Origin of the sequence: Nostoc sp. (genome assembly GCF_036919495.1) — a bacterium.
In the GTDB taxonomy this organism is placed as follows: Bacteria; Cyanobacteriota; Cyanobacteriia; order Cyanobacteriales; family Nostocaceae; genus Nostoc.
Genome location: NZ_JBALBZ010000123.1, coordinates 60,553 through 84,993, shown reverse-complemented (window position 1 = coordinate 84,993; position 24,441 = coordinate 60,553). Strand labels below are relative to the sequence as shown.

7 protein-coding genes are annotated in these 24,441 nt (G+C 42.0%); all 7 read right to left on the bottom strand.

Translation table 11 applies throughout. The features are described from left to right. Window positions 1–182: 182 nt before the first annotated feature. On the bottom strand, window positions 183–335 hold the full coding sequence (locus V7K25_RS16985) for a microviridin/marinostatin family tricyclic proteinase inhibitor (protein ID WP_335159713.1): 153 nt from the start codon (window positions 333–335) through the stop codon (window positions 183–185). Window positions 336–819: 484 nt separating this feature from the next. Beyond that, window positions 820–2,811, bottom strand: coding sequence for an ABC transporter ATP-binding protein/permease (locus V7K25_RS16980; protein WP_335159712.1), 1,992 nt, complete (start codon window positions 2,809–2,811; stop codon window positions 820–822). Window positions 2,812–2,913: 102 nt separating this feature from the next. Continuing rightward, window positions 2,914–3,735 (bottom strand): pyrroline-5-carboxylate reductase, encoded by an 822-nt coding sequence (gene proC, locus V7K25_RS16975; RefSeq protein WP_335159711.1) that lies wholly within the window; start codon window positions 3,733–3,735, stop codon window positions 2,914–2,916. A gap of 39 nt (window positions 3,736–3,774) precedes the next feature. Beyond that, window positions 3,775–4,881 carry a zinc-binding dehydrogenase gene (locus V7K25_RS16970; RefSeq protein WP_335159710.1) on the bottom strand — a complete coding sequence of 369 codons (1,107 nt, stop codon included), beginning with the start codon at window positions 4,879–4,881 and terminating at the stop codon, window positions 3,775–3,777. 48 nt (window positions 4,882–4,929) lie between these two features. Next, complete coding sequence (locus tag V7K25_RS16965; protein WP_335159709.1) at window positions 4,930–5,727, bottom strand: 2OG-Fe(II)-dependent halogenase WelO5 family protein; 798 nt, start codon at window positions 5,725–5,727, stop codon at window positions 4,930–4,932. A gap of 214 nt (window positions 5,728–5,941) precedes the next feature. Continuing rightward, window positions 5,942–13,201, bottom strand: a complete 7,260-nt coding sequence (locus tag V7K25_RS16960; protein WP_335159708.1) for an amino acid adenylation domain-containing protein — start codon at window positions 13,199–13,201, stop codon at window positions 5,942–5,944. Then, on the bottom strand, window positions 13,198–24,420 hold the full coding sequence (locus tag V7K25_RS16955) for an amino acid adenylation domain-containing protein (RefSeq protein ID WP_335159707.1): 11,223 nt from the start codon (window positions 24,418–24,420) through the stop codon (window positions 13,198–13,200). The genes V7K25_RS16960 and V7K25_RS16955 overlap by 4 nt, the downstream gene beginning before the upstream one ends. Between the last annotated feature and the right edge of the window lie 21 nt (window positions 24,421–24,441).

The window sequence follows — 24,441 nt, the reverse complement described above, 5'->3', positions numbered from 1 at the left end:
CTCCATGTTGGGAAAAGGTAATATGAAAGCGATCGCCTACGGCAGGCACTCTGCGCCATCGTATTTCTATGAGTAGTTTTTACTTATTTGATAACTGCTACTCTATGAAATTATGATTCAGCCAATTACAAGGTATCTTTCCGATCAGATAAGCTACTTTCAGATGTAGAAGAGTAAATAAATTATCTATCTTCCAAATCTGAAGGATACTTGTAAGTCCAAGGAACCTCTGTTCCTTCAGTAGCTTCAGTAGCTTCAGTAGCTTGCTCTTCCAAGAAACGCGCAAAAAATGGTATGGCTACGACATCCACTGTTTTGACTGTGTTTGTAGGCATAGATTTTCCCTTAAAGTAAATTGATTTTTCAAGTAAAATATATCATTAATTAAATATATTCTCAAGGTCAGTTAAGACAGTTAAGAAGTAATTGTTTAAAGGTAGTTAGGAAAGTTAAGAAAGTTAAGAAAGTTAAGAAAAAATATTTAATAATTATCAATTTAAGTAATCAAGATTATAGTAATTTTATTTGATTATTGAATAAGTAGGGGTGGGATCGCCGAGATCATCATTAGTAATTAATAAAATTTTTAAAGCCGCCTCTACTTTTGCCTGTTTTCTTTGCTGTTAACTTCTTTCATACAAATTATGTTTAATAATAAACCAGATCCCTATACACATCAGTCATAAGTCATTAGTGAACAACAAAAACCCCAATTTTAAAAAATTTGGGGTTCTGAGCGAGTAAGATTTTTACAAATCAAAATAGAAAACTATTCTTTCACAGGTGATAATTCAACAGACTGAACAGATTGTCTAATCGCTAAACTTTCAGCCATTTCAACACACTTGAGTTCTTGTCATAGCGGTACATCAAACCATCCCTAGTAGTAATAGAATCTCCTTTGCTTGCCTTACTTCTAATAGTGCTAATGGAATAGTTAGTTAATTCGCTTATTTCCTTATGAGTGAGCTTTTCACTTGTGATTGTTTCTGTCAATATTTGAGATTGATTTTGCGGCTCATTATTAGACGTGCTTTGAATATTTATTGCTTTTTGATTTCGATAATCCTGCACAGTCACAAGTTGCCAACTAGAATCTTGTGAAAGTTCCAAAACCCATTGATGATAATCAAACAGGCTTTCCCGATGCCCAACACTGATAAATGTTGTTTTCGTAGATTGTAGTTTTTGATACAAACTTCCTTCATTTTGCAAATCTAAAGCACTCGTTGCTTCATCTAATATAGTAAAGCTAGGATGAGTAACTAACAGTCGTGCAAAAGCCAAGCGTTGTTGTTCTCCTATCGATAATATATTCTCCCAAGGAACTTCTGTATCAAAGCCATCGACTCGACTCAATAAGTTTTGTAGGTTGACCTGTTGCAAAACTTCTTTGAGTTCTGCATCAGTCATTTGACGACTGGTATTAGGATAGAGCAATTGTTCGCGCAAAGTTCCCAAAATTATGTAAGGACGTTGGGGTAAAAATAAAACTTCTTCTAATGGAGGTCGCACTAAACGACCAGTTCCCGCATTCCACAAACCAGCGATCGCTCGCAATAAAGAACTTTTACCTCGACCACTTGGCCCAACAATCAATAAACCTTCTCCCGGTTGAACAGACAAGGACAAGTCTTCAACGATTACCTGTTCATAGTTAGGCGTTTGTAAGGTAACATTCTCAAAAGCAAGATGATTTTCTTCTGTTATTTTAATGGTGCTTACATTCTCCGGTTGTTTGGTCACTTCTTCTAAAGCACTCGAAAACTCAGCTAAACGCTCAACGTAACTCGAAAAATTTCCAGAACTGCCAAATGCAGTTATTAGTTCTCCCAAAGCAGTAGCAAACATAAAGCTAGCTACACTAGCTTGTCCAACTTGTCCGAAATCAATTTCACCTTTAATATACAAAGGCGCAAGTATGAATAACATAAAAAGTTCTATGGCAACCTGATATGCTCTGTTAAAAATGTCTCTATTTCTCTCCCAATCAATCTTGCGTTTAATGTTTGTGGTCAACTTACTAAATCGGCGTTCAATTATATTTGATTCTTGTTTTTCTCCCCGGAAGAAAGCTATTGATTCAGCGTGAGTACGAACATGAGTTAGGCAGTAATTATAGTCAGCTTTAGATTCAATTTCTGCTTGATTAATACTATTTAATTCTTGATTTAAGTAGACAGCAATCAAATTGCCTATAATCGTGTAAATAACCAGAGCAACAGCAATCTGTTGGGAAATTGACCAGATAATTGCTGTAAAAGTTATCATCTCCAGTACTTTTTCTAGAAAAGTAGCTGAAAAATAGAGGACATTACTGGTAATTGGTTCAATCTCTTGGGATAAACGTTGATCTGGGTTATCAATATCAGCTTTAAAATTAATTTTATAATAAGCACGATTGCTTAAATATTTATCTAAAATCTGATTATTAAGCCATTTGTACCAATCAAGAGCAATTTGTTTTCTAACAAATTTAGAAAATCCTAATAAAAGCGTTACCAAGACAAGTCCAGCAGCATAAAAGTATATAATATTAATAAATTTAGAATAATCTTTTTCTTGAAGTATGATATCAACTATGTAGCGATTAATAAAACTATTAAAAGCAGTTACACCTACAAATGCAATTATTAGTAATATTAGGAGAATAAGCATTCCCCATGCACGAATTACGTCTGAAAATGCTCTTTGTCCTGGCTTTGTTGGATACCAGTAAGGCCCAGCGATCGCTTTGGCATTTTCCCAGAATTGGATAAAATCTGAAAAGACATTCTTTGAGGGTTGAGCTTGAACAACTTGGGTTGGCATATTTGAGAAATAAATTAAAATCTTTTATCAGCTTTAATACTTTTTAGTGTTGAATAATCAGTAATAAGTACCGAATGAGCAACCCCAATCAGCGCTAATTTTTTAACTGATATTACCTAATTGTTGAGTGCGGCTCAAAGCGGCTAGCACTGCATTAGAAATAACAGTTCGCATACCACCTTTTTCTAACTCGTAAAGACCAGCAGCAGTGACTCCTCCAGGACTTGTTACCTTGTTTCGTAAAACTGCTGGATGTTCATGAGTCTGAAACATCAGTTCTACACTACCAGCAATCGTATGCAATGTTAGTTCTTGGGCTTGTGTGCGAGTTAAACCCATCTGAACGCCAGCATCAATCATTGCTTCGATGTAGAGAAACACAAATCCAGTCCCCGCGCTACTCAACGCCGTTGCCATATCAAGGTAATGTTCATTTTGGGTAGTAAATTCCTTACCTAATGCTTCTAAAATGACTTGGGTATGCGATCGCTGTATCTCTGTCACACTTGATGATGCACTCCACACTGTAGTCCCATGACCAACTTGTACTGCAATATTGGGCATTGTACGGACAACAGCAGGATGATTCAACCCTTCGCACAGAGATGAAATACTCGCTCCACTCACAATACTAATTACTAAAGCATTAGGTGGAATTTTATCCTTAATCATATCCAGAACCTCTGCCAAAACCTGTGGCTTCACCGCCAATATCACAATAGATGCGCCAAGAACCGCTTCTATATTGGAGGTTGTAGTACGTACTCCATATTCCCTTTCTAAATGAAGGCATCGCGCAGAAACTGGATCGCTGACTATAATTAGATCGGCTTTTGGAACAATTTTCGTTGATAACAATCTACTAATTATCATTTCCCCCATCGTGCCACCGCCGATAAAGGCAATTTGTAAATCTTCGAGCATATCTTCTCCCTATTATCTAAGTCATTTGATATATTTGCATCAAGATAGATTAGGTTGAATCACAGCTTTTAATACAGAGCCTTGCTCTACATCTGCCAGTGCTTGATTAATTTCTTTTAATGTATATGAACGACTAATTATGCTTGACCAAGCAATATTTTTACTGGAATCGCTATGACGTTTTAGTAATTCAATCATTCTATAAAAATGGCTGAAATCAATTCCCCAAGTCCCGCGAATATCAATATGTTTTAGATTAATTTCCAGGTGTGGATTGATGAGAATTTCACCCGTGTTTGTGTAATGCCCGACAATAACATAGCGACCTCCATTTCTGGTCATGTTTAAGCCCTCTTTGACAGCAATGGGAATGCCTGTGGCTTCAATAGTGACATCAGCACCGTGTCCGTTAGTTAATTCCAAAACTTGCTCAATATGTTGTCTTGGATCATCAGCCTTAATTGTAAGGGTTTCATCTACACCGAAGGATTTTGCAACTACTAATCGGCTCTCAAATTTATCAATTACAATTACTTTGCCTGCACCTGAGAGCAAAGCTAGAATTGCCGCACTCAAACCCACAGGCCCGCAACCCTGCACTACGACGACATCACCAATTTGAATCTGCGCTCGATCAATAGCGTGTAGTGCAGTTGGTAAGGCACATCCTCCAGCAATGAATTGCTTTGGTGAGACTTCTTCGGGTAGAGTTAGAACCTTAACCCCTGGTTTGAGGTAAATTAATTGAGACCAACCACCCAGCAACCCATCATTTGCTGAGTAGGTGACACCATAAACTTTGCGTTGGGGACAGCGAGTGGATGCTTTGGCTACTAGACAATACCAGCAGTTGTAACAGGTTTCGTGGACATCTAAAAAAGTAGCGATCGCTCCAGGCTGAATTAATTTACCATTGACATCACTAACTGCTCCACCTGTTTCCACCACACGACCAACTGAGAAGTGTCCAGGGATGATGGGATACGGTACTCCCTCTAAACGCCCATGTAGTAAATGTACATCAGTTCCACAAACCTCAGAATATAAGGTTTCAATAATGATTCCACCCTTTTCTAGAATCGGCTCTGGTAATTGTTGGACTTCAACTGGTTGATTAGGTGCAGTCATCACAGCTGCTAAGGGCATGAATTATTTCCTCACTATATTTACCAAATTGCTTCCTGCTGCTCACTTTCAAGACCACAAAATAATTTCACCGTTAGGTAGTAATCCGATCGCAGAAGTGAAAGTCACACGTTGTCCATCCATCGGTTCAACAGTGTGATAGTTGCGTGTATTGAAAATGAACACATCTCCCACATAAGGTTGGAAGGCGATCGCGTCTGCATCTGCAATTACTGTATCACCATAGCCATAGGAATCGAGTTTATATTGCTCATCTCCTGGTTGCCACTGGCGATCGTAAATGCGTGTTTGACCATGATTGTTTGGAGAAAATTTCAAGTACAAATTCCAAGAGAGTTGATAAATAACTGTACCAATTTCCCATTTTGATTGTTCTAACGGAGCATAATCAATATGAAGTTGAGTCCCCTGCTCTATTTTTCTGATCAGTCCTGCATAATAACTACCATAGAGTGGTTCCGAAGCAATTCGTACAGTCGCGCCTGTACATTCTCGAATTTTCACCATTAAGCGTTCTAATGGATTAAAAGAGCCTGCCATAATGCAGTCTCTTAATTTAGTTGTGCGTTCTACTGCTTGAAAATAAGCCGCTTTACTAATGCGATTATATTCAAAGACTGTGATACCAATTCGCTCAATTTTGGGATTCACATTCTGATAGGAATCGAAGTTGAATAATTCAGCTTGAGCAACTAACATTTCACACTCTTGGGGTGTAGCAAATTCTTTTAGCCGAATTAAAGGAATTCGGTTTTCCAACAGCATTCTTAAAGATTCTATAGTTAAGGGATACTCTTGCTTGTTGTCCCAAACCTTGGATTTAATCTGGTTAGAAGTAGCAGTCATAATACAATTCCTTACATTTAAATTTGAACTCAAATGAATTTACTTAATATCTACAGGATGCGTGTTATATAAGAACTTGAGAGGGCGAATATGATTATCAAATTCAGAGGATATCTGAGAAGTATCAAATATTTGTTGATCCCCTCTAACCCCCCTTTTTTAAGGGGGGAATAAGATTCTTGAAGTCCCCCTTTTTAAGGGGGATTTAGGGGGATCAACAAGGGTTAGGTGTATACAAAAAAAACTTTTCAGACATCCTCTCAGGTTTATATTCATCGCCTCTAACTTCTTGTGCTTGCTCAATGCAAGCTTTCAACTGTTCCGCTAAGACCTGAACTTGGGGTAGATTCATCATCGTCACATGATTACCTGGGACAAAATGGACATTCACTGGTTCGGCAGAAAATTTGCTCCAGCCCCAGTGCAAATCCTGCAAAATATCAGAAAGGACTTCACTATTAGATTCATCAACCTTGACGATATTCTCCTTGGCGCGTAAGAGAGTAATTTTGGTTGGATAAATCTCTCGTGGTACATAATTAACTACAGCGTTAGCTTTGAGCAGTTGCACCATATTATTAAGCTGCATAATTTCATCGTCAGGAGGTAATATATCAGCATTCTTTAACCTTTCTAGAACGTATTTAAGTTGATCTTCCCAAAGCATAGATTGAAGAATATCAACAGAACAATCCATCTTTTTCCCGTAAACAACTTCAATTGTGTCTGCTAATTCAGCCAACCATTTAGTGTTATCCAAATCAAAAACTGATGGATTTTTCTGATGAAATGGTGCGGTAGTATCAAGAATGGCAACTAAAGCAACCTTATGACCTTTACGAAGTAACTGCTGCGCCATTTCAAAGGCTAATTTACCGCCAAAAGAATGCCCTGCTAAAAAATACGGCCCCTGTGGTTGAACAACAAAAAGTTCTTGAATATAACGGGCGGCTACATCCTCAACTTGGGTAATTAGTTCTCCTCCTTCACCAGGAGCAATTGCTTGGAAACTGTAAAATGGTTGGTCTGAACCCAGACAACGGGCTAAATCATACAAGTAAAAGGGATAGCCCGCAGCCCCTGGAAGACAAAACAAAGGTGGCTTAGAACCGTGCGGCTGAAGTATTACCAAGGGAGATCCACTCTTAGAATCTGAATCGAATGGTACAATAGTTGCCAATTGTTCAATAGTTGGATTTTGGTAAAGGCTGGCGATCGCAATATCTTTACCAAACTGCTTTTTAATTTGAGCCATTAAGTAAGGAGTTAAAAGAGAGTGACCACCGAGGTCAAAGAAATTATCTTTTACTCCCACCTTGTCAACTTTCAAAATTCTTGACCAGATTTGCGTTAGTTCCAGTTCTACTTGGTTGCGTGGAGCAACATATTTGTCTGAATTACTGCTGTGTAAATCCGGTGCAGGCAATGCACGGCGGTCTACTTTGCCGCTAGGAGTTAGTGGCATTGACTCCAACATTACAAAAGCGTTTGGCACCATGTAGTCTGGTAGCTTTGCTTTCAGGAATTGCCGCAGTTCGCTGATTGTGGGTGTAGAGTTATGATGTGCTACCACGTAGGCAACTAGCCTTTTATCACCTGGAGTGTCTTCGTGGGCAATGATACAACATCCCTCCACATCTCCATGCTGGCTCAGTACTGCTTCAACTTCTCCCAATTCAATGCGGAAGCCTCGCACCTTAACCTGATTGTCGATGCGTCCCAGGTATTCAATGTTGCCATCCGGTAAATAGCGGGCTAAATCCCCTGTTTTGTAGAGGCGTGAATGCCCGTCAGTGCTAAAGGGGTTGGAGATAAATCTCTCTTGTGTTAACTCTGGCCGATTGAGGTAGCCTTGCGCCAAACAGACACCACCAATGTGCAATTCTCCTCCTACACCAACGAGTACAGGCTGTTGGTACTGATCCAGGATGTAAATTTGCGTATTAGCAATGGGACGACCAATCGGAGGCAGTAGCGGCCAAGTATCTACTGAGTTATTCAGAGTAAAAGTGATAATTACATGGCTTTCCGATGGCCCGTAATGATTGTGCAAAGTACAATCATTTAATTTGCTTAACCATTGAGAAATCGCGGGAGTAATCTGCAACTGTTCCCCAGCAGTAATGATTTCCCGCAGATGACTATTAACTAATTCACTACCAATAGCAACTTCAGCTAGTTGCTGTAAGGCAACAAAGGGAACAAACAGTCTCTCAACAGCTTTTTCTTGAAGAAAACCTAACAAAGCTGAGGTATCTCGGCGCAATTCCTCCGTAATTAAGAACAATGTGCCTCCCGAAAACCAGGTAGAAAACATTTCTTGGAAGGAGACATCAAAGCTAATAGGAGCAAATTGCAGCGTTTTTGCTCCAGTATAAATTGTATTATTTTGCAGTTGCCACAGAATTAGATTGCAAAGAGCAAGCTGATTCAAAGCTACACCTTTAGGCTTACCTGTAGAACCAGAGGTATAAATTACATAAGCCAAATTAGTTGCTTGCACACAAGAAATGAGATTATCCTGATTAGACTGAGAAATCAGTTGCCAGTCAGTATCCAAAAAGACTTGGCTTGCTTGATGCTGAGGTAATCTGTCGAGGAGTGAATCTTGGGTTAGCAACACTGAAACTTGAGCATCTTCTAACATGAAAGCCAAACGCTCTTGAGGGTAGTTTGGATCAAGTGGCACATAAGCCCCACCAGCTTTGAGAATGCCAAGTAGTCCTACTACCATCTCTAGCGATCGCTCTACACAAATGCCTACCAGCACATCTGCGGATACTCCTAAAGACTTCAGGTAGTGCGCCAACTGGTTAGCACGGCAGTTTAATTGGTGGTAAGTGAGTTGTTGATTTTCAAACTCCACTGCGATCGCATTGGGTGTACGCTCTACTTGTTCCTCAAACAACTGATGGATAGATTTATCACGGGGATAATCCGTCTGAGTATTGTTCCATTCAACTAATAACTGCTGTCGCTCTGTCTGTGACAGCAAAGGCAATTGCGAAATCCGCTCCTCTGGGTTAGCAACAATTCCAGAAAGCAATGTCATAAAATGTCCAGTCATCCGTTCAATTGTGCTGGCATCAAATAAGTCAGTGTTATACTCCCATACACCCACCAGTCCATTACCAGTGTTCTGTATTGATAAAAACAAATCAAACTTGGCAGTTGCGCTTTCTACTGGCAAAGAACTGATAGTTAAGTCAGCAAGCTCTATCTCAGACATAGGCACATTCTGGAGGGCAAACATGACTTGGAAAAGTGGTGTATGACTGAGATCGCGTTCTGGCTGCAATACTTCTACTAGCATTTCAAAAGGTAAGTCCTGATGAGCATAAGCATCTATTGCCATCAATCGAACGCGACCAAGTAATTCGTTAAAGCTGCGATCGCCTGATAAGTCAGTACGTAACACTAAAGTATTGACAAAAAAGCCAATTAACCCTTCAATTTCATTACGATTACGGTTTGCAATTGGCGAACCCACCAAAATATCTTCCGTACCTGTGTAGCGGTAAAGCAGCGTATCAAACGCTGCCAACAACGTCATGAACACAGTAACCCCTTGCTCCTGGCTCAGTTTTGTCAGCTTATTGCTTAACTCAACTGAGAGTGCAAACTCTTGATGTCCACCAGCGAAAGTCTGCACAGCAGGTCTTGGTCGGTCTGTGGGTAGGGACAACAAGGCTGGTGCATCTTTGAGTTGCTGTTGCCAGTACGAGATTTGAGTTTGCAGTACCTCCCCTTGTAACCAATTTTTTTGCCAGATAGCAAAATCTGCGTACTGAATCGACAGTGGTGTTAAAGGTGACGGCTCACCCTGAGGGTAAGCGTTGTACAGTGCTGCTAGTTCTTGAATAAACACACCCATTGACCAGGCATCAGAGACAATATGGTGCATACATACACTCAAAACGTGTTCTGTCTCGGACAGCACAATTAATGTTGCCCTAACTAATGCTTGGTTTGTTAAGTCAAACGGTTGATTAGCTTGTTGTTGCGCTAATTGCTGTGTAGCAATTTCTTGTTCAGTTGTTGATAAATACTTCAAGTCAACAATTGAAACTGTCCAATTCGTTTGTGTTTGAATAAGTTGAGAAGGTTTTCCATCAACTATCACAAAGTTGGTGCGTAAGGCTTCGTGGCGATTAATGATTTCATACAAGCTTTGTTCTAAGGCAACTTGATTAAGTGTTCCGACTAGACGCAAAGCCATAGGAATGTTGTATATGGCACTGTTTGGCTCGAACTGGTCTAAAAACCAAAGACGCTGTTGAGCATAAGACAGTAGTAATTCTGCATTCTCTGCCCTTGCTAAGATGGGTGGAGAAACCAGTTCTAAGTCTTGTTGCTGCAATTGCTCAATCGAAAGCGCTAATTCGGCAACTGTTGTTCTGGCAAAGAACTCACGCAATGATAGTTCTACTTTGAAAATATTGCGGATACGTGAAACTAGTTGCGTTGCTAGCAGTGAGTGTCCCCCAAGTTCAAAGAAGTTATCATATATGCCTACTTGGTCTACTTTCAGCGCTTGTGTCCAAATTTGCGTCAGTATTTCTTCAATTGGGCTGCGCGGGGCAACAAAACTTATTTCCAGTCCTTCACGAGAGTCTGGCGCTCTCAATGCGCGACGGTCTACCTTGCCGTTGGGAGTCAGAGGTAAAGACTCTAGCATCACAAAAGCATGAGGTATCATGTATTGTGGCAGTTGACTAGAAAGAAACGATCGCAACTGGCTGATTGTAGGTGAATGTTGTTTATGTCCTACCACGTAGGCAACTAAGCGTTTATCACCTGGATTATCTTCGCGGGCAATAACACAAGCTGCCTGCACATCGCCATGTTGGTTCAGTAATTCTTCAATTTCTCCTAACTCGATACGGAAGCCCCGAATTTTTACCTGATTGTCGATGCGTCCTAGGTATTCAATATTGCCATCGGGTAAATAGCGTGCTAAGTCTCCAGTTTTATATAATTTACTCTCTCCTGCTCCCTTAAACGGGTTGGGAATAAATTTTTCTTTTGTCAACTCTGGGCGATTAAGGTAGCCTCTTGATAAACCAGTACCACCAATATGCAATTCACCTGGTACACCAATCGGCACTGGTTGCAGATATTCATCTAAAATATAAACCTGGACGTTGGCGATCGCCTTACCAATAGATATTTTATTGTCATCTTCAGTGCATTTTGCGATCGCAGCACAGACACTAGCTTCTGTTGGCCCATAGGCATTGAAGAAGTTTCTGCCAGCAGACCATTGTCTGATTAATTCCGATGAACTTGCTTCTCCCGCTACAATTATTGTTTGCAGTGCCGGAAGTTCCGACCCAGGCATAACTGCTAACGCCGATGGTGGTAGGGTGATATGGGTAATGCAATGATTGCTTAATTGCTCAATTAATGGCTTCCCAGGTAGTAGAGAGTCTTTTGTTCCCAGACATAGCGTTGCACCTGAACCCAAAGCCATCAAAATTTCTGAGATGGAAGCATCAAAACTGAAGGAGGCAAATTGAAGAACGCGACTATCCGAAGTCAAGCCAAAAGTTTGAATCTGAGCTTGAGCTAGGTTGCATAATCCCTTATGCTCAACCATCACACCTTTAGGTTTACCTGTTGAACCAGAAGTGTAAATCAGATTAGCTAGATGAAAAGCTTTGACTTCACTTGTTGGGTTATCTTGATTGTTTTGGGCAATTTGTTCCCAAGCTTCATCTAAACAGATAAGTTTTGCTGGATGCTCAGGAAGTCTGTCAATAAGTCGCTGTTGAGTCAACAGTATGGAAACTTGAGCATCTTCTAACATGAAAGCCAAACGCTCAGTAGGATACTCTGGGTCAAGTGGTACATAAGCTCCACCCGCCTTGAGAATCCCCAATAGTCCCACCACCATTTCTATTGAGCGTTCCACACAAATACCCACCAGCGTATCTGGTTTTATACCCAAAGACTTGAGGTAGTGCGCCAACTGGTTAGCACAACTATTCAACTGGTGGTAAGTTAGTTGTTGATTTTCAAACACCACAGCTACAGCATCGGGTGTACTCACAGATTGCTCCTCAAACAACTGATGAATACACTTATCAACAAAATAGTCTGCTTGAGTATTGTTCCATTCAACTAATAACTGCTGTTGCTCTGTCTGTGACAGCAAAGGCAATTGCGAAATCCGTTCCTCTGGGTTAGCAACAATACCTGAGAGCAATGTCGTAAAATGCCCACTCATCCGTTCAATTGTGCTGGCATCAAATAAGTCAGTGTTATATTCCCATATCCCCACTAGTCCAGCACTTGAGTTGTGCATTGACAAAGTTAAATCAAACTTAGCAATTGTGCTTTGGGCGCTCAATGAACTGATAGTTAAGCCAGCAAGTTCTACTCCAGACATCGGCGTATTCTGGAGGACAAACATCACCTGGAACAGTGGTGGATGGCTGAGATCCCGTTCTGGTTGTAATGCCTCAACTAGCATTTCAAATGGCAACTCTTGATGAGAGTATGCTCCTAGAGCTATTTGCCGAACGCGAGAAAGTAACTCGCTAAAACTGGGGTTGCCTGATAAGTCAGTACGCAACACTAAAGTATTGACAAAAAAGCCAATTAACCCTTCAATTTCACTGTGTTCGCGGTTTGCGATCGCAGACCCTACCAGAATGTCTAATTGTCCTGTGTAGCGGTAAAGTAGGGTATCAAAGGCTGCCAAAAGTGTCATGAACAAAGTCACCCCTTGTTTCTGGCTCAGTTGTGTCAGCTGATTACTTAACTCAACTGAGAGGGCAAACTCTTGAATTGCGCCAGCGAAAGTCTGTACAGCAGGTCTTGGTCGGTCTGTGGGTAGGGACAACAAGGCTGGTGCATCTTTTAGTTGTTGTTGCCAGTACGAGATTTGATTTTGCAGTACCTCTCCTTGTAACCACTCTCTTTGCCAGATGCCAAAATCTGCGTACTGAATTGCCAGCGGTGTTAAAGGTGACTGCTCACCTTGAGAATAAGCGTTGTACAGTGCTGCTAGTTCTTGGACAAATACACCCAATGACCAAGCATCAGAGACAATATGGTGCATACACAGTAACAATATGTGTTCTGTCTTAGACAGCACAATTAATGTCGCCCTGATTAATGCTCCCTCTGCCAAGTCAAAAGGCTGAATCGCTTGTTGTTGCGCTAATTGCTGTATAGCGATTTCTTGTTCGCTTGGTAGCAGATTTTCGCACTCAACAACTGAAACTGTCCAATTAATTTGTGTTTGAATGATTTGAGAAGGTTTTCCATCAACTGTGATGAAGTTTGTGCGTAACGCTTCATGGCGATCAATAATTTCTTGAAAGCTTTGTTCTAAGGCAGCCCGATTGAGATTTCCCACTAGACGCAAAGCTAAAGGGATGTTGTATATGGCACTGTTCGGCTCTAACTGGTCTAAAAACCACAAACGCTGTTGAGCATAAGATAGGGGTAATTCTTCAGTCATCATCTCTTGCTCCTTGGTAGAATGCGTGGAACAGTTAGGTCTGAGTTTTGTTGCTGTAACTTCCCGATTGATGGCGCTAATTCAGCTATAGTCAGGGTATTGAACAATTCGTGTAAAGGCAGTTGGACTTTAAAGCGATCGCGGATGCGTGAAAGTACTTGTGTTGCTAGTAGCGAGTGTCCTCCAAGTTCAAAGAAGTTATCGTGTATGCCTACTTGCTCTACTTTCAGCACTTGTGACCAAATTTGTACCAGTATTTCCTCAATCGGTGTGCGCGGTGCTACATATTTTTCTGTGCGATCGCTGTGTAAATCTGGTGCAGGTAGGGCGTGACGGTCTACTTTGCCGTTGGGAGTGAGTGGCATTGATTCCAACATCACAAAAGCGTTTGGTACCATGTAGTCTGGCAGCTTTGCTTTCAAAAATAGCCGCAGTTCATTGATTGTGGGTGTATGCTGATGCGGCACCACGTAGACAACTAAGCGTTTATCACCTGGGGTATCTTCACGGGCGGTGACTACAGATGCCTGCACATCGTTATGTTGGTTGAGTAATGCCTCAATTTCTCCCAACTCAATACGGAAACCACGTATTTTTATTTGGTTGTCAATGCGTCCCAGGTATTCAATATTACCATCAGGCAACCATCTGGCTAAATCACCAGTTTTGTAGATTCGTTCTTTTTTACCAAATAAGTCGAGTTCGATGAATTTTTCAGCTGTGAGTTCGGGAAGGTTGAGATAGCCACGGGCTAAACCAGCCCCGGCAATACAAAGTTCCCCAGGAATGCCGACAGGCAGGAGTTGGTTTTGGTTGTCTAAAATGTAAATACGTACATTGGCAATTGGCTGTCCGATTAATAAATCGCCCGCCAGATCCCTTTTTCCAGTTGCCTCGTAGACACAACACCCAACAACCGCTTCTGTCGGCCCATATTCGTTAATCAGGCGGGTATCAGGAGCATGAGTCAACCAGGGAATTATTTGGTTAGCGTGTAATGCCTCACCGCCTAAAACAAAGGCATTGACCCGATTCGGCATGGTATCAGGCTCAATTTGCTGATTGAGTATTTCCAGATGGGAAGGTGTGATTTTGACGAGCGATAGATGATTGTTTTGTTTAACAATGTCTGCTAGAAGCTGCAATTCTTGTTTTTCTCTTACCAAGATGGTGGTACGCCCACAAATTAGAGGGAGGTACAGTGATGTAATGGTTGCATCAAAGCTCAGAGAAGACTGCACAGGTGTACCTTGTCCTTGTGCTACTGCGTAGTAGTCTTTAGCCCAATGTAAATAATTACTTAAACCTCGGTGCAGTAGTTGTACCCCTTTGGGTTGCCCTGTAGAGCCTGATGTGTAGATTACATAAGCTAAATCATCGGGTTGACTTTGCCGACTGGGGTTCTCTGTAGATTGGTTGGCAAAGTTATCGCCATCTAAACACAGTATCAAAGGGGATTGCGGAAAAGTTTCTTTATTCCCAGTCCCTGATCCCCAATCCCCAGCCCCCAATTTGAGTTGACTATGGGTGAGCAAAACCTTTGCCCCACAATCTTGCAGCATGAAACGAATCCGCTCTTGTGGGTAGTTCGGGTCAATTGGCACATAAGCTCCACCCGCCTTGAGAATGCCCAATAGTCCCACCACCATTTCCATTGAGCGTTCCACACAAATACCCACAAGCACATCTGCGGACACTCCCAAAGACTGCAAATAATGTGCCAACTGGTTAGCACGCCAGTTCAACTGTTGGTAAGTAAGTTGTTGATCTTCAAACACAACTGCCACAGCATCGGGTGTGCTATCTACCTGCTCCTCAAATAACTGATGGAGACATTTATCTAGTGGATAATCCGCCTGAGTATCGTTCCATTCAACGAGTAATTGCTGTTGCTCTGTCTGTGACAGCATAGGCAGTTGCAAAATCCTCTGCTGTGGGTTAGCAACAATTCCCTCAAGCAATATTTGGAAATGTCCTAACAAGCGAGTAATTGTTGCATCATCAAAGCGGCTAATATCATAGCTAATCTTCACTAACAATTGCTTACCAGCAGCAGCAATTACAGTCAGAGGATAATTAGTTTGTTCAATAGCGTGAATCTTGTCTATAGAGAAACTGTAATTGTGCGATCGCACTGCCTCATCAACTGGATAATTCTCAAAGACAACAATGCTCTCAAACAAAGGCGTTCCTCTGTTGATTTCACTCTTACCTTGAATTTCCACCAATGAGCTATATGAATATTGCTCAGATTCAACCTGTTGCGCCTGTAAATCCTTCAACAAAGCCAACACTTGGGTATCGTCTGAAACTTGAACTCGCACTGGCAAGGTGTTGATAAATAGTCCCACCATCGACTCGATACCAACAAGAGACGGTGGACGACCGGATACAGTTGCACCAAAAACTACATCAGTTTCTTGGCTGTAGCGACACAGCAGTAATGCCCAAGTTGCTTGCACCAGATTATTGATCGTCAGTTGATGCTTCCGTGCAAAACTTTGGATTGCATCTGTCGCTTGCACTGTCAGTTGAATTTGTTGTTCGCTATAGCTATAATCTAACTTTTTACGGTTTGATGATTGTTTTTTATCAACACTCAAAGGTGTGGGTGCGGTAAAACCTTGGAGTTTTTCTCTCCAAAATTGTTCAGCTTGGGCTAAGTCTTGTTTCTGTAGCCAAGCAATATAGTTGCGGTAGCTTTGAGTTGGTTGAACAGCTAAATTTTCACCCTGATAAATCGCTTGATAAAAGTACAATAAGTCTTTGAAAACCAAAGGCATCGACCAGCCATCAAGCAATAAGTGATGAGAACTCCAAATAAATTGATAACTATCAGCACTCAATTGAATGAGGCTCAGGTGTATCAGTGGTGGTTCAGACAGTTGGAAACCTTGTTTTCGCTGTGAGTGCAACAAAAACTCTAATTGCTGTTGTTGATCTTGTGCAGATAGCTGTTGCCAATCATGGCTGTTGAGGTTAACATCCACCTGCCGATACACTACTTGAAGTGGCTCGGCTAATTGCTCCCAAACAAAAGCAGTCCGCAAGATTGAATGCTGTGCTACCACTTGCTGCCAAGCTTGCTCAAATGCTGCCACATTCAACTTTCCACTCAAAGTTAAACTTAACTGCTGAAAATATACTCCTGAGTCTGGAGCGTACAAACTCTCAAACAGCATACCCTGTTGGGTTGGCGAGAGCGGGTAAATATCTTCAATATTTCTGGAGTTAGTTTTGCCTGATTGATTTTTGAATACTAAACTTGCCAACAGTTGGTCTATTTCTGGCTGATTGAGCTTGACTAGGGAGAAATCTGAAGGTGTATAACCTCCACTCTCTGGTGATGAACAATGAGCAATTAGTCCAAGCAATGTCTTGACAAATTCTTGTGCCAGACTTTCGATTGTGGCGTGCTGGTGGATATTTGGGCTGTAAGTCCAATCTATTTGTAACCGTTCTCCAGCAATAACGCTATTAATATCTAGTAGATGAGCGCGGTTGTTCTGCAAACCGTGGCTGTGTCCCGTAGACTCACTAGCTAGCTGCATCCAAGAAGATGTATTAAGCAGTTGGTCAAATTGACCCAAATAATTAAAACTGATTTCTGCTTGCGGTAATGTCTGTAGTTGAGCAGCAATTTGTGCATCTTGAATCAGATAACGCAATAAGCCATAGCCAATTCCTTTATTAGGAATAGCCCGCAGTTGTTCTTTGACAGATTTTAAGGCATCGGCTGGATTTGTTGTTGCTCCCAGTTCCAAAAGTACAGGGAAGATGGTTGTAAACCAACCGATAGTGCGCGACAAATCTACACTATCAATAATGTCTTCCCGCCCATGAGCTTCTAAGTTGAACAGCACACTCTTAGAGTTAGTCCATCTGCTCAAAACCAGCGCCAAAGCAGTCAGTAATATATCGTTAATCTGAGTGTTGTAAGCTTTTGGCACATCTTGCAGTAAGGCACGAGTTTGTGTCTCATTTAACGACACTATTACTGTACTAGTAGACGCAACAGTATTCGCCCCTTTTGTATAATCAATAGGTAGGGGAGAAACTGCAAAGCGAGATTCATTCAACCAATAAGCTACCTCGGATTTTATTGTTCCTGACTGTGCATATTTGGTTAGTTTGCTAGACCAATCTTTGAAAGAAGTTGTTTTAGCAGGCAGTGCGTAGTTTACCGCCGAAGGCATCGCTTTACCTTGAGCAATTTGCTGATAAGCTGTCTGCAAATCCTCTAACAAAATTCTCCAAGAAACGCCGTCAACCACCAAGTGGTGGATAACAATTAGTAATCGTGCCCTTTTGTCAAGACCCAGATGGAAAAAGGCGACTTGCACTAGATTCTCTGACAGATTCAAACTCGCCTGTAAGCAAGTTGCGCTAGCTTCAATCGCAGTTTTTTGCTCATTCTGTGGGAGTGCCGATAAGTCTACATAAGAGAAAGCAACACTATCAGTTACAGCAGAGTGAGTTTGCTGCCAAGTAGAGTCAGATTGTGTAAAACGTAGGCGCAGAGCATCATGATGTACTAGCAATTGCTGTAATACTTGCTTTAATAATTCTGGTTTGAGGTCAGATGGTACAGAAAGCAGAAATGATTGATTAAAGTGATGCGGCTGTTGTAAATTTTGCTCAAAAAACCAGTGTTGAATCGGCGTTAGAGGTAATCTCCCTGTTACCAAACCTTGTTCTATTTGGATAACACTCGCTACATTTGCTACTGTGGCTAATTCTGCAATTGTTTGATGTGCAAATAATTGCTTGAGAGTCAGTTGCAATCCTGCAAGTTTTGCTCTGCTGATGATTTGAATACTGAGAATAGAATCTCCGCCAAGTTCAAAGAAGTTATCATGTATGCCTACTTGCTCAACTCTCAGAACTTCTGCCCAAATCTGCGCTAATATTTCTTCGATTTGATTGCGTGGGGCTACAAAACTGACTTCTAGTTCTCCACGAGAGTCTGGTGCTTTCAATGCGCGGCGGTCTACCTTGCCGTTGGGAGTAAGAGGCAGGGACTCTAGCATCACAAAAGCATGAGGTATCATGTATTGTGGCAGTTGACTAGAGAGGAACTGACGCAACTGGCTAATTGTAGGTGAATGCTGTTGATGTCCTACTATGTAGGCGACTAGGCGCTTATCACCTGGATTATCTTCGCGGACAGTGACTACAGATGCCTGCACATCGTCATGTTGGTTCAGTAATGCCTCAATTTCTCCCAATTCGATGCGGAAACCACGTATTTTTACTTGGTTATCAATGCGTCCGATGTATTCAATTGTGCCATCCGGTAAATAACGTGCCAAATCCCCAGTTTTATATAATTTTGAATTGTCAAACGGGTTAGAAATAAATTTTTCTATTGTCAATTCTTTTCGGTTCAAGTAGCCTCGTGCCAACCCCAAACCAGCAATATGCAATTCTCCGGCTACACCTACAGGAACTGGTTGCAGATGCTCGTCTAAAATGTAGATTTGTGTGTTGGCGATCGCACGACCAATCGGTACTGTCCTGAGATTTCCATCTGGAAAGCATTGCCAATAGGTGACATCTATTGCCGCTTCTGTTGGCCCATAAAGATTGTGCAATTCACACTCTAACCGAGTAAAAAAGCGTTCCTGAAGTTCTACAGGTAAAGCTTCACCACTACATATAACTCGTTTCAAGCTACGGCAATTTTCGAGACTTGGTTCTTCTAAGAAAACTTGGAGCATAGAAGGAACAAAATGCACATGAGTAACCTGCTGCTCTAAAATTAGGTTGACCAAGTAAGCACTATCTTTATGCCCATCTGGTTTAGCCACAACTAAACGCGCTCCTGTGATTAATGGCCAGAAGAACTCCCAAACTGAAACGTCGAAGCTAAAAGGAGTTTTCTGTAAAATGCAATCTACTGCTGTTAATTGATAAGCTTGTTGCATCCACAACAGGCGATTGCAAATTCCCAAGTGAGTGTTCATTGCTCCTTTGGGCTTGCCAGTGGAACCGGATGTGTAAATCACATAAGCCAAGTTACTATCTTGCACTGTAGTAATTGGATTTTCCTGACTGGACTGAGAAATAAATTGCCAGTCAGTATCTAAATATACAACCTGCCCTTGATGCTGAGGTAACTTTTCTTTGAGTTGCTGTTGTGTCAGTAGCACTCTCAATTGAGCATCTTCTAGCATAAAGCTCAGGCGCTCTTGGGGATAGTCTGGGTCAAGTGGCATATAAGCCCCACCTGCCTTGAGGATGCCCAGTAATCCCACAACCATTTCTATGGAGCGCTCCACACAAATACCCACCAGCACATCTGCTCCCACTCCCAAAGACTGCAAGTAATTTGCCAACTGGTTAGCGCGACAGTTTAATTGGTAGTAAGTCAGTTGTTGGTTTTCAAATATAACCGCTACAGCATCGGGGGTGCGCTGAACTTGCTCCTCAAATAACTGATAGATGCACAAATCTTGTGGATAATCTACCTGAGTATCGTTCCACTCCACTAATAATTTATGCTGTTCAACTTCTGTCAGCAGGGGCAATTGTGAGATTTGCTGTTCTGGGTTAGCAATAATACCTTCAAGCAATGTCTGAAAATGTCCAGTCATCCGCTCAATTGTGCTGGCATCAAATAAGTCAGTGTTATATTCCCATACACCCACTAGCCCAGTAGCAGTATTCTGCATGAATAAATTTAAATCAAACTTTGCAGTTGTGCTTTTTGGCATCAATGAAGTGACGCTTAACCCAGCCAACTCTACTCCAGACAAAGGCACATTCTGAAGTGCAAACATCACTTGGAACAATGGTGTATGACTGAGGTCTCTTTGTGGTTGCAATGCTTCCACCAGCATTTCAAAAGGCAAATTCTGATAAGTGTATGCCTCCATTGCCATTTCTCGAACACGAGTCAGTAATTCACCAAAGCTCGGATTACCTGCTAAATTGGTACGCATCACTAAGGTGTTGACAAAAAAGCCAATCAACCCTTCTATCTCACTGCGATCGCGGTTAGCAATGGGAGATCCCACCAAAATGTCTTCTGTACCTGTGTAGCGGTAAAGCAGGGTATCATAAGCTGCCAACAGCGTCATAAACAAGGTTACTCCTTGCTTTTGACTTAGTTGTATCAATCCTTGAGTGAGCTTCTGTGAGAGTGCAAACTCTTGATGTGCGCCAGCGAAAGTCTGCACAGCAGGTCTTGGTCGGTCTGTGGGTAGGGACAACAAGGCTGGTGCATCTTTGAGTTGCTGTTGCCAGTAGCTCAGTTGGCTTTGCAGTACGCCTCCTTGTAACCATTGTCTTTGCCACAGTGCAAAATCTGCATACTGAATCGGCAGTGGTGTTAGAGGTGACGGTTGAGCTTGAGAATAAGCGTTGTACAGTGCTGCTAGTTCTTGAAGAAACACACCCATTGACCAGCCATCAGAGACAATATGGTGTATACACACTAACAAGATGTGTTCTGTCTCGGACAGCACTAGTAATGTCACCCTAACTAATGCTTGATTTGCCAGGTTAAAAGGCTCAATAGCTTGTTGTAGTGCTGATTGCTGTGTAGCGATTTCTTGTTCAGTTGTTGATAAATGCTTCAAGCCAACAACTGAAACTGTCCAATTCGTTTGTGTTTGAATAATTTGAGTTGGTTGTCCATTAACGGTAACGAAATTGGTGCGTAATGCTTCGTGGTGAGCAATAATTTCATGTAAGCTTTGTTCTAGGGCAACTTGATTAAGAGTTCCGACTAAACGTAAAGCTAAGGGAATGTTGTATAAGGCACTGTTCGGCTCAAACTGGTCTAAAAACCACAAACGCTGTTGAGCATAAGACAGTGGTAATTGAGCATTCTCTGCCCTTTGTGTGATGAATGGTGTAGAAAGTTCTAAGTCCTGTTGCTGCAATTGCCCAATCGATTGCGCCAATTCGACAACTGTTGCTCTTGCAAACAATTCACGCAATGGTAGTTCCACTTTGAAAATGTTGCGGATACGTGAAACTAATTGCGTTGCTAGTAGTGAGTGTCCTCCAAGTTCAAAGAAGTTGTCATGAATGCCTACAAGCTCTAGGTTCAGCACTTGCGCCCAAAGGAGTGCCAGCATTTCCTCAATGGGTGTGCGTGGGGCGACATATTTTTCTAGCAGTGTGGTGTCTAAGTCTGGTTTTGGTAAGGCGCGGCGGTCAACTTTGCCATTTGAAGTCAGGGGTAAGGATTCCAAGATTACAAAAGCACTTGGCACCATGTACTCTGGCAGCTTTGCTTTGAGGAATTGCCGTAGTTCGCTGATTGCGGGTTTACAGTCCTGATGTGCTACCAAGTAGGCGACTAAACGTTTATCACTAGGGGTATCCTCACGGGCGATAACACAAGATAACTGCACATCACTATGTTGGCTCAATACTGCTTCAATTTCGCTCAACTCGATGCGGAAACCACGTATTTTTACTTGGTCGTCAATGCGTCCGGCGTATTCTATATTGCCGTCATTTAAATAGCGTGCTTTATCCCCAGTTTTGTAGAGGCGGGAATGTGATTCATCACTAAAAGGATTGGAGATGAATTTTTCTTGTGTTAACTCTGGACGGTTAAGGTAGCCTTTTGCTAATCCTGCACCGCCAATATGCAATTCTCCTGGTACACCTACAGGTACTGGTTGTAAATAAGAGTCCAATATATAGATTTCAACATTGGCTATAGGGCGACCGATGGATGGCGAGATATTATTATCCCGCCCATTAGAAACAACTAGTCCTGAAGTTGCGACAACAGTATTTTCAGTTGGGCCATAGTTATTAACTATCTGGAAAGGGAGTAAACCTGATGGATATCGATGAAGCTTATCCCCCCCAGTTAGTATAGTTCGCAAAGTTGTACTTTCTGGCCATTCCAGAGACAATAATTGCTCTGCTATTGGTGTTGGCAGAAAACTGATAGTGATCTTTTTGGATTCCAACCAATCTTGCAAATCTACTGGAGATAGAAGAATTTCAGGTTTGACTAAATAGATACTTGCTCCTGCGGTCAGGTAAGGCCACAACTCCCAAACAGCAGCATCAAATGCTGTTCCTGCTAGCTGAGTAGCTTTCTCTACTGAAGTGATTTTAAAAGTGCGTTGATGCCAGAACACCAAATTTAGCAATCCTTGATGGGCAATCAGCACTCCCTTGGGTTGACCTGTAGAGCCAGAGGTGTAAATCACATAAGCCAAATTAGTTGCTTGTGTCTCAGGTATTAAATTATCCTGACTTAACTGAGAAATAAGCTGCCAGTCAGCATCTAAACAAACACGCTGTGCAGTATGCTCAGGCAATCTGTCGAGGAGTTTCTGCTGAGTCAGCAATACTGAAACTTGAGCATCTTCTAACATCAAGCGCAAACGCTCAGTAGGATAGTCTGAAGCAAGTGGTAAATAAGCGCCACCCGCCTTCAGAATCCCTAGCAGTCCCACCACCATTTCTAAGGAACGCTCTACACAAATACCCACTAGCACATCGGCTTTTACACCCAAAGACTTGAGGTAGTGCGCCAACTGGTTAGCGCGACAGTTTAATTCGTGGTATGTAAGATGTTGATTTTCATACACCACTGCTACAGCATCGGGAGTAAGTTCAACCTGCTCCTCAAATAACTGATGAATACATTTATCTTGGGGATAATCTACCCCTGTATCATTCCACTTTAGTAATAACTGCTGTTGTTCAATTTCTGTTAGCAGAGGCAATTGTGAAATCTGTTCTTGAGGGTTAGCAACAATTCCTTCGAGCAATGTTTGGAAATGCCCCCTCATCCGCTCGATTGTGCTGGCATCAAACAAGTCAGCATTGTACTCCCACACACTCACCAATCCAGTTGCAGTATTCTGCATTGATAAAGTTAAATCAAACTTGGCAGTTGCGCTTTGGGCTGGCAATGAACTGATAGTTAAGCCAGAAAGCTCTACTTCAGATATGGGCGCATTCTGGAGGACAAACATCACCTGAAATAGTGGCGTATGACTGAGGTCGCGTTGTGGCTGCAATGCTTTTACCAACTCCTCAAAGGGCAGGTCTGGATGAGCGTAAGCTTGCAGTGTCAGTTGCCGCACTCGACTTAGCAATTGCTGAAAACTGGGGTTGCCTGACAAATCGGTACGTAATACTAAAGTGTTGACAAAAAAGCCAATTAACCCTTCAAGTTCCAAGCGATCGCGGTTAGCAATGGGCGTACCCACTACAATGTCATCGGAGTCTGTATAGCGATAAAGCAAGGTGACAAATGCTGCAAACAGCGTCATGAATAGGGTGGCTCCCTCTTGCCTAGTGAAATTAGCGATCGCTTCACTCAGTTCAACTGAAAATTCTCCATATTGAATTTCGCCCCGAAAAGTTTGAATCGCTGGTCTTGGTCTGTCTGTGGGTAATTCTAGTAAGGTAGGAGCGTTTTTGAGTAGTTGCTTCCAGTAATCAAGCTGCGTTTGGAGTACTTCTGATTGCAACCATTGCCGTTGCCAAATCGCAAAGTCGGCATACTGAATTGGTAGCTCAGGTAGCTCTGGGGACCAGTTATTGCAGATGGCTGAGTAAATGGTTGCTAACTCGCGCATCAATACGCCTATTGACCAACCATCCACTACGATGTGGTGTATTGTTAGTACCAAAGCGTATTCTACCTCTGTGAGTTTAACCACAGAAGCTCGGATTAAAGGAGAACTAGCAAGGTCAAAGGGTTGATTAGCTTCAGTTGTGGCTAATTGTTGGCAAGCGATTTCTCTTTCACTTTCAGGTAATTCTGATAGGTCTACTATTGGCAAATTTAAGTTTAAGCTGTCAGTAATTACCTGGACTGGCTGCTCATTGATAGTGCGAAAGTTAGTACGTAAAGCTTCGTGGCGATCGATAATTTTGTTGAGGCTTTGCTCTAGCGCCACGACGTTTAATTTACCGTGAAGTTTTAGAGATGCTTGTTCGTTATAGAAGGGGTTATCTGGTTCTAACTGGTTTAATAACCAGAGTCGTTCTTGGGCAAAAGACAGAGGTAAGTTCTGAGGACGCTCGGCTTTGATCGGGGGGAAATCTATATTGGTGTCCGCATTTTTCTCGTGCAGCAAGAAGATAAGTTCTGCTTTATTTTTAGCTAATAAGTCACGAGTTTCTAGTGTCAATACCCCTTTTGGAGCATTAACACGCAACTGCTCACCTTCAACCCACAACTTTACACCCTGTTTACTAAGATCAACAACCAATTGTTCGATGTTCACAGAAACATTACCTCTACGTCA

Coding starts and splice junctions, on each gene's coding strand:
- V7K25_RS16985 (WP_335159713.1), bottom strand. CDS start 335: ATGCCTACAAACACAGTCAAAACAGTGGATGTCGTAGCCATACCATTT.
- V7K25_RS16980 (WP_335159712.1), bottom strand. CDS start 2,811: ATGCCAACCCAAGTTGTTCAAGCTCAACCCTCAAAGAATGTCTTTTCA.
- proC (WP_335159711.1), bottom strand. CDS start 3,735: ATGCTCGAAGATTTACAAATTGCCTTTATCGGCGGTGGCACGATGGGG.
- V7K25_RS16970 (WP_335159710.1), bottom strand. CDS start 4,881: ATGCCCTTAGCAGCTGTGATGACTGCACCTAATCAACCAGTTGAAGTC.
- V7K25_RS16965 (WP_335159709.1), bottom strand. CDS start 5,727: ATGACTGCTACTTCTAACCAGATTAAATCCAAGGTTTGGGACAACAAG.
- V7K25_RS16960 (WP_335159708.1), bottom strand. CDS start 13,201: ATGATGACTGAAGAATTACCCCTATCTTATGCTCAACAGCGTTTGTGG.